At 63.0% G+C, this 16,149-nt stretch carries 12 protein-coding genes and 2 tRNA genes; 5 read left to right on the forward strand and 9 right to left on the reverse strand.

What is annotated here, in order from left to right; all coding sequences use genetic code 11:
- Positions 1-3: 3 nt before the first annotated feature.
- Positions 4-1,644, forward strand: a complete 1,641-nt coding sequence (locus ABIB42_RS08270; protein ID WP_429248206.1) for a catalase — start codon at positions 4-6, stop codon at positions 1,642-1,644.
- A 69-nt stretch (positions 1,645-1,713) separates the two neighbouring features.
- Here ABIB42_RS08270 and ABIB42_RS08275 read toward each other — a convergent pair whose 3' ends face one another.
- The 4 genes from ABIB42_RS08275 to ABIB42_RS08290 form a co-directional block, all read right to left on the reverse strand.
- Positions 1,714-2,610: a recombination-associated protein RdgC gene (locus ABIB42_RS08275; RefSeq protein WP_429248207.1), complete on the reverse strand. Its 897-nt coding sequence runs from the start codon at positions 2,608-2,610 to the stop codon at positions 1,714-1,716.
- A gap of 74 nt (positions 2,611-2,684) precedes the next feature.
- Positions 2,685-3,800, reverse strand: a complete 1,116-nt coding sequence (gene dinB, locus ABIB42_RS08280) for a DNA polymerase IV (RefSeq protein ID WP_429248219.1) — start codon at positions 3,798-3,800, stop codon at positions 2,685-2,687.
- Between the two features lie 104 nt (positions 3,801-3,904).
- Positions 3,905-5,716, reverse strand: coding sequence for a S8 family peptidase (locus tag ABIB42_RS08285; protein ID WP_429248208.1), 1,812 nt, complete (start codon positions 5,714-5,716; stop codon positions 3,905-3,907).
- A 391-nt stretch (positions 5,717-6,107) separates the two neighbouring features.
- Entirely contained in the window at positions 6,108-8,333 is a 2,226-nt protein-coding gene (locus tag ABIB42_RS08290; protein ID WP_005664439.1) for a TonB-dependent receptor, read from the reverse strand.
- Between the two features lie 393 nt (positions 8,334-8,726).
- Here ABIB42_RS08290 and ABIB42_RS08295 point away from each other — a divergent pair.
- A tRNA-Val gene (locus ABIB42_RS08295) sits at positions 8,727-8,802 on the forward strand.
- 41 nt (positions 8,803-8,843) lie between these two features.
- Positions 8,844-8,920 (forward strand) — tRNA-Asp (locus ABIB42_RS08300).
- Between the two features lie 75 nt (positions 8,921-8,995).
- On the opposite strand, the gene ABIB42_RS08305 is transcribed toward ABIB42_RS08300, so the two are convergent.
- On the reverse strand, positions 8,996-10,147 hold the full coding sequence (locus ABIB42_RS08305) for a GGDEF domain-containing protein (protein ID WP_429248209.1): 1,152 nt from the start codon (positions 10,145-10,147) through the stop codon (positions 8,996-8,998).
- 247 nt (positions 10,148-10,394) lie between these two features.
- Between ABIB42_RS08305 and ABIB42_RS08310 the strand changes: the two genes are divergently transcribed.
- Positions 10,395-10,880 carry a cyclic nucleotide-binding domain-containing protein gene (locus ABIB42_RS08310; RefSeq protein ID WP_005664435.1) on the forward strand — a complete coding sequence of 162 codons (486 nt, stop codon included), beginning with the start codon at positions 10,395-10,397 and terminating at the stop codon, positions 10,878-10,880.
- A complete protein-coding gene (locus ABIB42_RS08315) occupies positions 10,877-12,061 on the forward strand; it encodes an AI-2E family transporter (RefSeq protein WP_005664433.1) in 1,185 nt (394 codons plus the stop codon). Before ABIB42_RS08310 ends, ABIB42_RS08315 begins: the two co-directional genes overlap by 4 nt.
- A gap of 3 nt (positions 12,062-12,064) precedes the next feature.
- Here ABIB42_RS08315 and ABIB42_RS08320 read toward each other — a convergent pair whose 3' ends face one another.
- The 4 genes from ABIB42_RS08320 to ABIB42_RS08335 all read right to left on the reverse strand — a co-directional run bounded on the left by ABIB42_RS08320 (position 12,065) and on the right by ABIB42_RS08335 (position 16,022).
- Complete coding sequence (locus tag ABIB42_RS08320) at positions 12,065-12,496, reverse strand: PIN domain-containing protein (protein WP_429248210.1); 432 nt, start codon at positions 12,494-12,496, stop codon at positions 12,065-12,067.
- 145 nt (positions 12,497-12,641) lie between these two features.
- Positions 12,642-13,109, reverse strand: a complete 468-nt coding sequence (locus ABIB42_RS08325) for a helix-turn-helix domain-containing protein (RefSeq protein WP_429248211.1) — start codon at positions 13,107-13,109, stop codon at positions 12,642-12,644.
- Between the two features lie 250 nt (positions 13,110-13,359).
- Positions 13,360-15,570, reverse strand: coding sequence for a YgiQ family radical SAM protein (locus tag ABIB42_RS08330; protein WP_071363713.1), 2,211 nt, complete (start codon positions 15,568-15,570; stop codon positions 13,360-13,362).
- A gap of 167 nt (positions 15,571-15,737) precedes the next feature.
- Positions 15,738-16,022, reverse strand: coding sequence for a DUF4404 family protein (locus ABIB42_RS08335; protein WP_005664429.1), 285 nt, complete (start codon positions 16,020-16,022; stop codon positions 15,738-15,740).
- Positions 16,023-16,149 lie beyond the last annotated feature (127 nt).

Here is a 16,149-nt window from a genome sequence, read left to right on the forward strand (position 1 = left end):
GCAATGAATGAGAAGCGTCCCACGCTGACCACGCGCCAGGGTCATCCCGTCCGCGACAACCAGTCCCTGCGTTCGGTCGGCGAACGTGGCCCGGCCACGCTCGAGAACTACCAGTTCATCGAAAAGATCACCCACTTCGACCGCGAGCGCATCCCCGAACGCGTCGTGCATGCGCGCGGCACCGGCGCCCACGGCTTTTTCGAAGCCTATGGCAAGATCGGCGATGAGCCCGCCTCCAAGTACACCACGGCACGCGTGCTCAACGAGACCGGCGTGCAGACCCCGGTATTCGTACGCTTCTCGACCGTGATCGGCGCCAAGGAATCGCCCGAAACCGCACGCGATCCACGCGGCTTCGCGGTCAAGCTGAAAACCGTCGACGGCAACTGGGATTTGGTGGGCAATAACCTCAAGGTGTTCTTCATCCGGGACGCGATCAAGTTCCCGGACATGATCCACGCCTTCAAACCCGATCCCGTCACCAACCAGCAAGAGCCATGGCGCTTCTATGACTTCATCTGCAGCCATCCGGAAGCGCTGCACATGGTTACCTGGGTCAAGAGCCCATGGGGCATCCCAGCCAACTACCGCGAGATGGAAGGTTCGGGCGTCAACACCTACAAGCTGGTCAACGATCACGGCGTCGCCCATCTGGTGAAATTCCACTGGCAACCCAAGCAGGGCGTGCGCAACCTGACCGCGCAACAAGCTGCCGAGATCCAGGGCCGCGACACCAGCCACGCCACGCGCGACCTGTACGACGCGATCGAGCGCGGCGACTACCCGGAATGGGAATTCTGCGTCCAGATCATGGCCGACGGCGAGCATCCCGAGCTCGACTTCGACCCGCTGGACGACACCAAGCGCTGGCCGGAAGACCAGTTCCCGCTGCTGCCGGTGGGCCGCATGGTGCTGAACAAGAACCCAGACAATGTGTTTGCAGAAACCGAGCAGTCGGCCTTCGGCACCGGCGTGCTGGTCGAGGGCATCGACTTCTCGGACGACAAGATGCTGCAGGGCCGCACCCTGTCCTACTCGGACACCCAGCGTTACCGCGTGGGGCCCAACTACCTGCAACTGCCGATCAACGCGCCGCAAGAGAAGGCGAAGGCGCGCACCAACCAGCGCGACGGCCAGATGACGTTCTATGTGGACGGCGTCGACGGTTCGGACGAGGACAAGCACATCAACTACGAGCCGAGCCTGATGGGCGGCTACCAGGAAGCCGAGCAGCCGGGCTACGAATACCACCAGTGGGTGGAAGGCCACCTGGGCCGCTACCAGACCACCACCACGCGCAGCGACTACAAGCAGGCCGGCACGCGATACCGCACCTTCGAGGACTGGGAGCGCGACGACCTGGTCAACAACGTCGGGGGAGATTTGAAACAATGCCCGGAACCGATCCAGCTGCGCATGGTGTGGCATCTGTGGCACTGCGACGAGGATTATGGCCGCCGCGTGGCGGAAATCGCCGGGATCGACCTGGAGAAGGCCAAGGCGCTGCCGCCGTTGCCGAACCGTCCGGCGCCGCATGAGGATCGGCAGGGGGCGACCTATACCAGCGGGGAGCTGGAAAATGGTGGTGGTACGGGTGGGAAGTCGGAGCCGGCCACGAGCGAAGAAGTCGCGGCGGCGAAATGATGTGATCCGTTAAATATTGTGGGGTGGACGGCAAGCCGTCCACCCCACATCACCTTAGCGGGCCGTCAATTACGCCTTGGCTTCGCCGCCCAGCGCCTCGACCACGTCGGCCAGCAACTTGGCCAGCTCGCCCGTCATCAGCACGATGTCGTTGTCGAAACGCTCGTCGTCGCTATAGGTCGGGCTTTCGCCTTCCTTGATCACGTCCAGCGGCTTGATGCCCTTGATCGCCAGCGACTCGGTCAGCACGAAGCTGATGCGGTCGTTCCAGGTCATGGCCAGGCGGGTGCACTGCTTGCCGGCCGCGATGTGGCGGCGGATGTCGTCCGGTTCCAGCGTGTGCTTCACGTAGCGCACCGCAGCGCGGCTTTCGCCGGTCGCACGCAGCTCGGTGTCCTGGTCGATCGTGAAGCCGTACGGCGCTTCATCGGCTTCCAGCCAGCCGGTCATCACGGCGACCGGCGATTTCTGGACGCGCAGCGATTCCAGCGGCATCTTGTCGACGGCCTTGAGCAGCAGCTTGACGATGTCGTCGGCCTTCGCCGGGCTCGCCGCATCGACCACCAGCCAGCCATTGACCGGGTCGATCCAGGTCCAGACGTTGCTGCGCAGGGTGAAGGCGCGCGGCAGCAGTTCGTCGGCCACGCGTTCCTTCAGTTCTTTCATTGCCTTTTTGCCTGGCGGGAAGCCTTGCTGCTCTTCCAGCTCGGCTGCCTTGGCCTTGGCCACCTGGTTGATGACCGATGCCGGCAGCAACTTCTTTTCGGTGCCCAGCATGATCAGCATCTGCTTGTTGACCACGTGGACGAGGCCGCCGTTCGGGCGCGGCTTGTCCCAGCCCTGGCGCAGCAATTCATTGCTGCTGGCAGGCACGAAGCTCTGCGGCTCGAGGGCTTGTTCCAGTTGTTCAGGGGTATAGGCCCATGGGGCCGGCAGACGGTAAATCTGTAGATTCTTGAACCACATAGGTTATCCGGTTGTGTCAGTATTTCAAAGGATCGATATTCTACGCTGCTATATGGCAACGTCGCATAAAAAGCTCAGGACCTTATCGAATCGTCCAGAACGTCGTCGAACAGCCGCAGCTGCTCGATGGTTTCGGTGTCGCCCAGGCGCACGCCCACGCCCAGCAGGCGCACCGGGCGGCTGGCTCTAGCCCAGCCGGTCTCCATCAGGCGCGCATAGGTCGGAATATGTGGCGCATAGCCTACGCACTCGACCGTCGTCTGCTGGAAATCCGAGAATTTGATTTTCACGAACAACTTGTTGATGAATTTTTCGGCATTCGCGCGCTTGATCCGGCCCAGCAAGTGCTCATATAAATCGGGCAGCAAGGCCAGGCAGCCGGCCAGGTCGGGCACATCGGGCGTAAAGGTCTCTTCGGTGCTGATCGACTTGCGCTCGCGCGAGACGTTCACTTCGCGGTGATCGACGCCGCGGCTCAGGTCGTATAAACGCGCGCCGAAGCTGCCGAAGTGTTCCTGCAGCTGGTCCATGCTCCAGGCGCGCAGGTCGGCGCAGGTCTGCAGGCCCAGGCGGTTCATCTTTTCCGCCGTCACCTTACCCACGCCGTGCAGCTTCTTGACCGGCAGCGCCGCCACGAAGGCGTCGACTTCGTCAGGGCGCACCAGGAACAGCCCGTCCGGCTTGTTCCAGTCGCTGGCGATCTTGGCCACGAACTTGTTCGGCGCCACGCCGGCCGAGGCGGTGATGCCGACGGTCTCGAAGATGCGGCGCCGGATCTCTTGCGCGATCAGGGTCGCGCTGCCCTTGCAGTGGGGGGAATCGGTGACGTCCAGGTAGGCTTCGTCGAGCGACAGCGGCTCGACGATCTCGGTGTAGTCCTGGTAGATCGCCATGATCTGGCGTGAGGCGATACGGTATTTTTCCATCGCCGGCGGGATCACCAGCAGATCGGGACACAGCTTGATGGCGGTGGCGGTGGCCATCGCCGAATGGATGCCGTAGCGCCGCGCCTCGTAGTTGCAGGTGGCGACCACGCCGCGCTGGTCGGGCCGGCCGCCCACCGCCAGCGGACGGCCGCGCAGCAGCGGATCGTCGCGCATCTCGACCGACGCATAAAAGCAATCGCAATCGCAGTGGATGATTTTTCGGACCGGGGCGTTCACGCTGGATGCCGCCCCATGGTGCGATATGCGGGATGGGGACGATACTGTAATTGCATACAGTATCGTCCGAAATGCCGTTTGGCGCAAGCCGCTGCAGCACTGGGTGGACGGCCAGGCCGTCCACCCAGGTATTACCAGCTAAGCTTCAGCGTGTATTTGCCATTGGTGGCGCCGGTGCCGCCACTGTAGTAGGTCACGCGCACGTAGCGGGTCGCCGCGCTGGTGCCCGTATTGCTGGAGCTGACGCTGTCCACCGCGCCGACGCCGTTCTGGCTGGTGCCCAGCTGCGAACCCGATGCGTTATACACGTACAGGTCGTAGTCGGCATTGGAGAGGCCCGGGGTCAGGACCGCGCTCAGCGTTTTACCCGCCGGCAGGTCGACGCGGAAGTAATCCGTGTCGGTGGTCGAGCCGAGGTTGCCGTTCACGGTCGTGTTGCCGACGGTGACCAGGTCGGCGGTGGCGATGGTGTTGTTCGCCTCGCTCTCGGCCAGGGTCGTGGCCGCGGTGCCGCCGGTGGTGGCCGCATTGACCGCCGCGGTGGCGTCCACGATGCCGGTGCCGCAACCCGAGCAGCTGGCCGGGAAGGCGCGCGCCGTCGATTTCAGTTTCGACTCGATGTCGTCCGGCGTCAGGTTGGTGTTCAGCGCCAGCATCAGCGCCGCCACGCCGGCCACGTGCGGCGTGGCCATCGAGGTGCCCTGGTAGGCCGCATAGCTGTCCGAGGCCGGCGCGGTGGTGCCGGTGTTCAGCGTCGACAGCACGCCATAGGCGCCGTCGCCGCCCGGCGCCGCCACGTCGATCAGGGTGCCGTAGTTCGAGTAGGAAGCGCGCCCGCCGGTGCGGCCGGTGGCCGCCACCGCGATCACGCCCGAGCAGTTGGCCGGGCTGGCGTTGCTGACGTTGACGGCGTCGTTGCCGGCGGCGACCACCACCACCGCGCCGCGCGAGCGGGCGCCGTTGATGGCGTTCTGGGTGGTCGCGCCGCAGGCGCCGCCGCCGCCCAGCGACAGGTTCAGCACGCGCGCCTTGTTGGCATTGGCCGGCACGCCCGACACGCTGCCGCCCGACGACCAGGTGATCGCGTCGGCGATGTCCGAGGTATAGCCGCCGCACTTGCCGAGCACGCGCACCGGGACGATCTTGGCGTTGTAGGCCACGCCCGCCACGCCGGTGCCGTTGTTGGTGCGCGCCGCCACCGTGCCGGCGACGTGGGTGCCGTGCCAGCTCGAACCCTGGTCGCGGGTCGGCTGGCCGTTGCCGCATTCGCCGGCCACCACGGCGTCGCCCGGATCGCTGGCGTCGCTGTCGCGGCCGTTGCCGTCGTTGCCGATGGTGGCGGTGCTGATGAAGTCATAGCCGGCCAATAGCTGGCCCGAGAGGTCGGCGTGCTGGCGGTAGCCGGTATCGATCACCGCCACCACCACGCCGCTGCCGGTCGACTTGTCCCAGGCGGTCGGCAGGCGCAGGCCGCCGGCGGTTTCATAGTAATGCCACTGGTCGGTGTAGCGCGGGTCGGTCGGCGTCGCCATATGGGTCATGATGCGGTCCGGCTCGGCGTACTCGATGGACGGGTCGCGCGCCATCATCTCGGCGGCCAGCGATTCCACTTCCTTCAGGTGGCGCCGGCGGTCCAGCTTGAACACCTGGGCGCCGGTCGAGATGGCATGGCTTTCCTTGACCACCATGCCGAACTGCTGGCCGGCGCGGTCGAGCTTCGCCTTGCGGTCGCTGCTCAGGCCGGCGACCCGGGCCGCGGCGCCATTGGCGGCGGCCTTCGAGTCGCGGTACTTCACGATGATACGGTCTGTCTCCACGACGAACTGCGGCGCGCCGCTGCCGCTCGCGTCGGCGGCCGCGAGGGCGGATCCGGCTCCCAGCGCCAGCGCGACCGCTGCACACATCTTCAACACGGTCGGATGAATCGAATGCGTTTGCTTCATGGTTCTTCCTTCTTCAAGGTTTTCCGTCAAGCGATGGCTCGCTTGTGTCGTTGTAGGACCGGCGGTGCCGGTGCCGTCTCGAGGCGGCAAACTCAGCTTAGCTTGAAGAAAAGAACTGGCAGGAATAAATTCCAACCGTTTTCGGCGTGCATACAACGGTTAACTCGGCATATTCAGCAGAAACATGATTTCTTCGGCAAATCGTTAAATATGCAAAATATTTAGTGCCATGATAAAGATGTTGAACAAGTATGCATTGCGAATAGTGTAATTGGCAGATAAATATTCATGCAACACTTCTGGTTTTTTGTGTCATGCACCGTGGGCAAAACGAAAAAAAGGGCCGCGCAATGCGCGGCCCTTCGGTTCAGGCGAACTGACTGTCAAACGATCAGAAATTGCCCTTGAACTGCATACCCCATTGGCGCGGCTCGTTGGTGAAACCGGTCAGGTTGTTGAAGTCGATGGCGCCGGTGATGCGGCGCTGGTCGAGGATGTTGCGGCCGAACGCGGCGACTTCGTACTTGCCGTTGCCGAAGATGTAGCCGACGCGCACGCCGCCTTCGGTCAGCGGGGCGCCGGTGAACTCGGTGGCCTCGTACAGGAAGAAGTTGATCTTGCTGCGGTACGACCAGTCGGTGAAGACGTACAGCTCGCCGTCACGGAACGGCACGCCGTAGCGGGCGGTCGCGTTGAAGGTCCAGCGCGGCGCCTGCGGCAGCGGGTTGCCGTCGATGACTACGCGACCAAAGGCGTTCAGCGGGTTGGTGACCGTGCACTGGGCGCACTTGTTCACCGACAGGCTGCCGTCGCGGATCTGCGTGTAGTTGTAGCTGGCGCCGGCGCTCACGCGCAGGGCGGTGCTGACGGCCGCTTCGAAGTCGAACTCGGCGCCCTTGCCCTTGGTCTTGTCGGCATTGATCAGGCGATTGACGTTCGAGTTGCCACCCACCACGGTCAGCTGCTGGTCTTCGATCGTGTAGTCATAGATCGAGAACGAGGTGCGGGCGCGGCGGTCGAACAGGTCGGCTTTCACGCCCAGCTCGAACGACTTGATGGTTTCCGAATCGGCCACGGTGATCGGCACTTCGGCCGAGGCGGCGGCGATGCTCGGTGCGCGGAAGCCGGTGGCGGCGCGGCCGTAGACGTTCACGGTCGGGGTCAGCTTGTAGGTCGCCGACAGGTCCCAGTTGATCTTGTCCTTGCTCTCTTCCACCGACGACGGGCCGATCTGGACGACGTTGGTCGCCTCGATGGTGCGGAATTCCTTCTCGTCCTTGGTGTAGCGCAGGCCGCCGCGGATGGTCCAGTCCGGGGTCAGGTCGTAGCTTGCCGATGCGAACGCGGCCCAGGCTTCGTTCTTCTGGTTCGAACGCAGGCGCGAGGTGCGCGCATAGGTGGTGCTGTTGAAGTTGTCGCTGCCGCCAGTCACGTCTTCGTCGAAGAAGTACAGGCCGGCCTGCCAGTTGAACGGGCCGGCGTAGGCCGACTCGAGGCGGAATTCCTGGGTGTACTGGTCCAGGTTCTCGATATAGCCGTTGGTCTCGACCTGGAACGGGATGAAGCCCGGGCCGGCCGGCGTGCCGCCGTCGATGTCGCCGCGGCTCGAGTAATCGATGATGTGCTCGTAACCGGTGATCGAGTGCAGCTTGTAGTTGCCCAGGTCCCACTGCAGGCGCAGGTTGATGCCGTTGGTCTTCAGGCTCTGGAAGTTCTGGGCGTTGGTGACGATGTCGTCCAGGTCGGTGCCGTCGGCGAAGGTGTTGCTGCCCTTCTTGATCAGGTTGGCGCGGAACAGGCGCGCGCTGCCGTTGGTCTGGCGCTGGTGGAAGCCCAGCAGGCCGCTGAAGCCGTCCTTGCTGTACAAGAACTGCACGCGTTCGGCGTGCTCGTTGTAGCCGTCCAGTTCACCGGTCTTGCGGGTCTTGGCGACGTCGCTGAAGTTGTTGACGTAGTCGTCACGGTGCTGGCCGACGGCCGACACGCGCATCGCCACATTGGTCGACAGCGGCACGTTGACGGCGCCTTCGGCGTTCATCGTGTAGTGCGAGGCCGCCGACAGGTTGTAGTAGCCCTCGACCTTCTTCAGGTTCGGCTTTTCGGATTCGAATTTCACGACGCCGGCCGGGGTGTTGCGGCCGAACAGGGTGCCCTGCGGGCCGCGCAGCACTTCGACGCTGGCCAGGTCGAAGATCGGGAAGCCCTTCAGGATCGGATTCTCCTGCACGATGTCGTCGTACACCAGCGAGACCGGCTGCGAGGCGAAGGTGTTGAAGTCGGTGTTGCCGTAGCCGCGGATGTAGAAGCGCGGGAAGGTACGGCCGTTCGACGATTCGACGTTCAGGCTCGGCACCTTGCCGGCCAGCAGGCGGATGTCTTCGCCGCCGGAGACCAGCACATCCAGCTTGTCGCCCTTGAGGGCGGTGACGGAGACCGGCACGTCGCGGATGTTCTCGGTGCGGCGCTGGGCCGTCACGGTCACGGATTGCAGCTGGAGGGACTGGTCGGACTCGGTCGTCTGGGCGAACGCCGGTGCGATCGGCAACGCGGCGGACAGCGCCAGCATTGCGCCATGCGCGCGGATGACGCGCTTGTGCATCTTGGACATCTTGGTCATTGGAGTGTTTCCTGTTGATTAAAAAAAGAACCGATGTCCCCGTTCCTCTTCTTATGGACGCTACCCCCGCCGGGTGCGCGAGCGGATATGACCCGCCCTCGGCAGCGCATCTCAGGCGCACATCTTTGCGATGTTTTTAAGGTTGCCGACTTGTCAAAGGCGGTATTGTCCGTGATGGGCATGTGCGACGGCAAGTAAATATCGCGTGTGTCGCCGCGATTACAACACATGCAGATGTGCCGGCTCGGGCTCCGCCTTCCGGTCCATCCGCCATGGGTCGAAAAAAGGTTTTTGATATTTTTTCGAAAAACCCTTGCAGACCTTGAAAGCCACCCTCTATAATTCGGGCCTCTTCGGACGCAATGACAAGCGTCAGATAGAAACCACCGAGATGGGCGCTTAGCTCAGTTGGTAGAGCGGATCCCTTACAAGGATTAGGTCGGGAGTTCGAGCCTCTCAGCGCCCACCAAAGCATCTCGATGGTCGATCGAAGGTACGATCAGAGTAAACGGAGCGGTAGTTCAGTTGGTTAGAATACCGGCCTGTCACGCCGGGGGTCGCGGGTTCGAGCCCCGTCCGCTCCGCCAGCATCAAGGAAGAAGGGTCCGATTCGTCGGACCCTTTTTCTTTTTCCGTTCCTGGTTTTATCTGCGGTCTTCGGTTCACGCCCGGCGCCGCACCGGATCCCCGGCTTCCACCCGATCGCGTCCCGCGCGCTTGGCCGTATACAAGGCATGGTCGGCGCGCGCCAGCGCCGCGCTCAGGTCTTCGTTCGGATCGAGCACCACCACGCCGATACTGACCGTCATCGTGTAGCTCGGCCCGCTGGTGATCACGGTGGCCGCGCGCACCGCCTGGCGCAGGCGCTGGGCCGCCTGCATCGCGGCGTCGATGTCGGCGCCGGGCAGCATCATCGCGAATTCCTCGCCGCCCAGGCGGCCGATGGTCTCGTGCTCGCGCATCACGTCGCGCGCGGTGCGGGCGAACACCTGGAGGGCGTCGTCGCCGCTGGCGTGGCCCCAGCGGTCATTGATCTGCTTGAAGTGGTCGATGTCGATCATCATCAGCGCCAGCGGGTGGCGCTGGCGCTGGGAGGCCAGGCGCGCGCGCTCGGCGCGCTCCATGAAGGCGTGGCGGTTGGGCAGGCCGGTGAGGCAGTCGGTGGAGGCCAGCCGGGCCATGCGCGCATCGTCCTTCTGCTTGCACAGCAAGAGGAAGCCGAAGCCGTTGACGATCATGAGCATGTAGCCGGCCAGGTAGGCCGCTTCGCGCGCCAGCACGTGGTCGAACGGCCCCTTGCCCAGCAGGGTCGAGCCGGCCCACAGCGAGACCGCGACGGAGAACAGCGCATCGTTGATGCCGATGATCCGCTGCAGCAGGGACGCATGGCGCCGGCGCAGCAACACCCAGGCCATGGCGGCGGCGAACAGCGCCACCACGCCCGCCACCAGGGCGCTGAGCTGGGCGTGGCTGGCGCCATGGACGCCGGCCGCGATCACCACCGCGGACGACAGCACGGCAATCGGCAACACGATCCGGCCCCAGCGCGTGAAGCCGAAGAACACGCAGTAGGCCGCCATCTCGAGCGATACCGCGAGGATCCAGCCGATGCCTTCCAGGCCGCCCAGGAAGGCCAGGCCGACCATCGGACGGGCCCAGCCGGCCAGCTGGCTCAGGCCCATGCCCAGGCGCGCCCACATCCACAGGTGCAATCCCGGATTGCGCTGCGCCCCGTGGGTATATCCTGCCATCAGGATCGCAAAGCCGACGTTACCGATCCCGAGCGCAAGAAGAAAAGTCTGTATATCGATCACTGCCTGTCCTCTTCGGGAACGTTGGCCGGGCCATGCGCGACGGCTCGCATGGCAAATATCACTACAACAACTACTGTTGCCGTAAAGAATTTATGTTACACGGTTTCCAAAATCGTGGTGCGCACGTTTGAAGGATGTATGAACAACACGCCACACTGTCGTGCACGGCTGCAGCTTTTTGATGCGTAGCAGCATCCAATCGCGGATAATCAAACAGACAACACACCGCACCACGCCGGAGCATCACGTGATTTTTCGTTTCCTCAAGCCCCCTCGGATGTCGCCGCGCCTGCACCGGCTGAAGAGTTCATCGCTGTTCAGTGCGCTCACTCCGCTGGAATTGAAGATCGTCGATGGATTGCTGCACGAGCGCCGCTATCTAAAGGATGAGATCGTTTTCGACGAGGGCGAGGAAGGCCAGGCGCTGTATCTCCTGATGAGCGGCCGGGTGCGCATCAGCCGCCTGCACGAAGGCATGACCCAGGTGGTGGCCGAGCTGGAGCCGGGCGGGTTCTTCGGCGACCTGGCCCTGCTCGACAACTCGCCGCGCAATGCCCAGGCGCGCGCGCTCGAACCATGCGAGGTGGCGGTGTTCTTCCGCGCCGACTTCCTGGGCCTGATGGAAACCGACGCCGTCCTCGGCTACAAGATCTCGCTGGCGCTGGCGCGCCACATCGGCCTGCGCCTGCGCGAATGGATGGGCACCGGACGGCCGCAACTGGAAGCGCTATGAGTCCGGTGCCGGGCATCGTCAACGGTCCCGAGCGCGCCGGTCCCGTGGTCTGGACCGGGATCGTCGCCGCCACCTGCCTGTTGCTGCTGGTGGTCCAGCAACTGCTGTGGCTATTCCTGCCCTTCATCTTCGGCACCGTGCTGTATTACATCCTGCTGGGACCGATGCAGCGCATGGTGCGCTCGGGCTTCAGCCGCAATGCGGCCGCGGTCTGGGTCTGCACCCTGTTCTTCGGGCTGGCCGCGCTGGCGCTGGCGGCGGCCCTGAGCTGGAGCGACGGACCGGAAGAAGACTCGTGGGAAGCGACCATCGGCCTGTACCTGGATGGCGGGGTGGCTTTTGTCCGCACCTCGCTGGCCATGCTCGAGGCGAAATTCCCGATCCTGGCCGAGATGCGCTTGACCTCGACCGTCGACATGGCCTTCACCACCTATACCAACGACTTCGCGCAGAACCACCTGGGCGACATCGTGGTCGGCGTCGTGACCTGGGTGCCGTCGCTGCTGCTGGCGCCCTTCCTCACTTTCTTCCTGCTGCGCGACGGCGTGCGCTTCAAGAAGTTCCTGGCGCGGGCGGTGCCGAACGCCTACTTCGAGCGTGCGCTGTACCTGCTGCACGAGGTCGACCAGACCGCGCGCCGCTATTTCGAAGGCTTGCTGAAACTGACCGTGCTCGACACGCTGGTGCTGGCGCTGGGCCTGTGGGTGATCGGCGTGTCGTCGCCCTTGCTGCTCGGCCTGATCTCGGCCGTGCTGGCCTGGGTGCCGTTCGTCGGGTCGATTGCCGGCTGCGTGCTGGTGGTGATCGTGGCGTCGACCGATGCGCCGGGCAATCCGCTGATGGCCTACGGGGCGATCGGGGTGTTCGTGCTGGTGCGGCTGCTGGACGACTTCCTGTTCATGCCGCTCACCCTCGGCCGCAGCCTGCACATCCACCCGCTGGTGACGGTGCTGATGATTTTTATCGGCGGCATGCTGGCCGGCGTGGTCGGGCTGATGCTGGTGCTGCCGCTGCTGGGGGTGGTGATGGTGATCGGCGAAACGCTGGGGACGCTGGTTACCAATCCGCGGCTGCGGGCAAGGCATCGGTATGCGCGGGCCTTGCGGACCAGGCAGGCCAGCGTGGACCTGGACATCGCGCGCGAGCGGCGCGGGGCGCCGACGCCCAATTCGAAGCCATAAAAGCTAGATCAGGCCGATCGCATTGCGCAATATTTGGCACATCTGAGGCAAACCTTGCTGTTCAAGCGTGGCAATATAATCCTCAGCTGATTTCGGCGGTTTTCTTAATTTCATGCGACACGTCTTCATCATGCTGAGGATGCCAATCTTGTCCAAGTCGTATTGCGCGACAAGAAAATCGTCAGGGTGCAGAATCTCGATTGCATGTCGAGAAACCATTCCTTCAGGAAAGTCTTTAAGATTGAAAGTGACGATAGCGTCTGCATGACCAACGATCGCGACCGCCAGGACATGTCGATCATCGATATCAGGTAACGCTAACGTTGGAATGAGATACTCATAGTCCCGGACAATGGCATCTTCGACAGCTGCATTCATGAGGGATGCCGTATACAGCAGCTTTTCCTTGTTCAGATCCGGGCGCTTATCAATCAAATGCGAATCCACTCATCCTGTATCTCGGCCGTCCAGCGCGCACGGTAAACCCCTTCGGCACCCAGCGTCATCAGGATGTCCCTGAGAGGCGCGGGATAAAGAACGCATGCGTCTAGAACAGCCGTATACTGGACGTTCCCTGCCATCAATATCCCATATCGAATTCTTGTGCTTGATCAACTAATTCTTGCAGCGCTGAATGAGCGGTTTTCTTACGCTGCTCTTTATATGCAACCACATCCTCAAACCTGATACGACGATGCGTCCCTACTTTATGGTGAGGAATCTTTCCATCATCCAGCATCTTGACTAAATAGGGACGAGATACATTCAAGAACATTGCTGCTTCTTGAGTAGTGACATAAAGCTCCTTGGGCATGATAGCAACCGCATTGCCTTGGGCCAGCGAACCCAACATATCCGCAAACAAACGCAGCACTTTTGGGGGCAATTTCAGAATCGGAGAGTCTTCGATACGCTCTACGCCATCTTCCAAAATTGCGATATTAACCGCCCGAGAGTGGTCAAGAGCACTGACGATGCACCGTTGTGCGGCTTTCGCAAGCTCGACATCTTCCTTACTTTCCAAGCGATCAATCATTTCAGACATCATTTTGCTCCTGGTATTTTTTAGGAGTGCGTTCTTGCACGCCTGGCACAGCAGCGGCAGACTTCGCTGCCGCTGCTGTGCCAGGCTACTCCCAAATCCATTGTAAACGAATTCTACGAAACAAACGAAATAAACGCAACGACGTGCCTGAACTGCCCCTCGTGGGTTGATACTTCACAGACTCATTAGGACCATATTGCATGGACGAAAAAAAACCGGGAGACCAATCCCGGTTCCGATCGGTATTGCACCGCTATTTCCGTCCCGCCGCTTTCGGCTTGGACTTGATGGTCGACAGGATCGACGGCTTGACCTTCGACGGCGGCGCCATGAATGGCGTTCCCGCCGACGCGCGATCATTACGACGTTCGCTACGCTGGCCGCCAGGACCCGCAGCCCGCTTCGGCGCCACCTCGATCACACGGCCCTTCGGCGGCGCACCTGCAGGGCGACGCTCTTCACGCGCCGCGCCCGGCAATTCGCCGCCCGGCGGCGGGATCAGGTGCCGCTCGCCATTGCCGATCAAGTCGGTCCGTCCCATGCGCTTCAGGCCTTCGCGCAGGATCGGCCAGTTCTCCGGATCGTAGTAGCGCAGGAAGGCCTTGTGCAGCTTGCGCGTCTTGCCGCTCTTGGCGGTTTCGACGACCTCGGAATCCTCGGTCACCTTGGCCAGCGGGTTCTTGCGCGAGTGGTACATGGTGGTCGCCATCGCCATCGGCGTCGGCGTGAAGGTCTGCACCTGGTCCAGCTTGAAGTTGTTCTTCTTCAGCCACAGCGCCAGGTTCAGCATGTCCTCGTCGGTCGAGCCGGGGTGGGCCGCGATGAAGTACGGAATCAGGTACTGCTTCTTGCCCGCCTCGACCGAATACTTGTCGAACAGGCGCTTGAACTCGTCATAGGCGCCGATGCCCGGCTTCATCATCTTCGACAGCGTGCCCTGCTCGGTATGCTCCGGCGCGATCTTCAAGAGGCCGCCCACGTGGTGGGTCACCAGCTCTTTCACGTACTCGGGCGAGCGCACGGCCAGGTCGTAGCGCAGGCCGGAACCGATCAGGATCTTCTTGATGCCGGGGATGGCGCGCGCCTTGCGGTACAGCGAGATCAGCTTGCTGTGGTCGGTGCCCAGGTTGGAGCAGATGGTCGGATACACGCACGACAGGCGGCGGCAGCTTTCCTCGATCTTCTTGTCCTTGCAGGCCAGGCGGTACATATTCGCCGTCGGGCCGCCCAGGTCGGTGATGGTGCCGGCGAAGTTCTTGGTCGTGTCGCGGATCAGCTCGATCTCGCGCAGGATCGACGGCTCCGAGCGGCTCTGGATGATGCGGCCTTCGTGCTCGGTGATCGAGCAGAAGGTGCAGCCGCCGAAGCAGCCGCGCATGATGTTCACCGAATAACGGATCATTTCCCAAGCCGGGATATGGGCCTTGCCATAGCTCGGGTGCGGCGCGCGCGCGTATGGCAGGTCGTAGACGTTGTCCATCTCGTCCATGGCCAGCGGCAGCGGCGGCGGATTGAGCCAGACGTCGCGGTCGCCGTGCGCCTGCACCAGCGCGCGCGCATTGCCCGGGTTCGACTCCAGGTGGAACACGCGCGAAGCGTGCGCATACATCACAGGATCTTCGCTGACGGTTTCGAACGACGGCAGGCGCACCACGGTCTTGGCGGCCTTTTCGCGGGCCGCGGCCTGGCGCTGCTCGCGCGTCATGATGACCACCGGCTTGACTTCCGGCTCCGGCGCGGCGTTGTCGAGCGCGCAAGTCTTCGGGTCTTCCAGCGCCATCGCGTACGGGTTCGGCTGCTTGTCGATGCGGCCCGGCACGTCCACACGGGTGGAGTTATGCACCGACCACTCTTCGTCCGGCAGCCAGCCCTGCGGCACCAGGAAGGCGGTGCCGCGCAGGTCGCGGATGGTCTTGATGTTCTCGCCCGCTGCGATGCGGCGCGTGACGTCGACCAGGGCCCGCTCGGCATTGCCGAAGATGACCAGGTCGGCCTTCGACTCGAACAGCACCGAGCGGCGCACCTTGTCGGACCAGTAATCGTAGTGGGCGATGCGGCGCAGCGAGGCTTCGATGCTGCCGGCGATCACCGGCACGCCGGGGAAGGCTTCGCGGGCGCGCTGGCAATACACGGTGACGGCGCGGTCGGGACGCTTGTTCGGCTCGGCGTTGGGGGTATAGGCGTCGTCGGAACGGATCTTGCGGTCGGCCGTGTAGCGGTTGACCATCGAGTCCATATTGCCGGCGGTGATGCCCCAGTACAGATTGGGCTTGCCCAGCGCGCGGAACGGTTCGACCGAGGTCCAGTCGGGCTGGCTGATGATGCCGACGCGGTAACCCTGCGCTTCCAGCAGGCGGCCGACCAGGGCCATGCCGAAGCTCGGGTGGTCGATGTAGGCGTCGCCCGTGATCAGGATGATGTCGCACGAATCCCAGCCCAATTTGTCCATTTCGGCACGGGACATCGGGAGAAAAGGTGCGGCAGCGGCGCGGCTGGAGCGCTTGGCGACCGTCGCAAAGAGATTGGCTGGGGAGTTCATTGGCCGGCATTGTACCGGAAAACCATTTATGGGGCATCGGACAGCCCCGAAAAATGGCTTAAAATCAATGACTTGTGGCTTATTCGCCTACGTTAGATACCCATATTCGACAGGATTTGGCCCAGTTCGCGCAGGCCGGACTCGACGCGCGGGTGGCGGGCGGCGAAGCGCGCCGCCAGTTCCTGGGTGCGCGAACCCAGGCCGTAGGTGTTGGCGTCGAGCTGCTGCTCGGCGCGGCGCTCCAGCACTTTCTCGATGTCGCCATCGAGCTGGCGCAGCAGCGTTTCCAGTTCGACATCGGTGTCGCCCGTCTCTTGCAGTTCGCGGTGCAGGGCTTTCAGGCGTGCCTTCAGGTCGGCATCGTGTTCGGATTGCATCGTGTTCTCCGGTGTTGGCTCGATTTCATTGTAAGCCATGGGGGCGGGAGGAGGAACACGGCTGTGGGAGGAGCGGTTTGCAGAGTACTTGGACTCCCGCCTTCGCGGGAGCGACATGCATGAGTTA

The sequence above is a fragment of the Massilia sp. UYP32 genome, assembly GCF_050434365.1.
Lineage (GTDB): Bacteria > Pseudomonadota > Gammaproteobacteria > Burkholderiales > Burkholderiaceae_D > Telluria > Telluria timonae.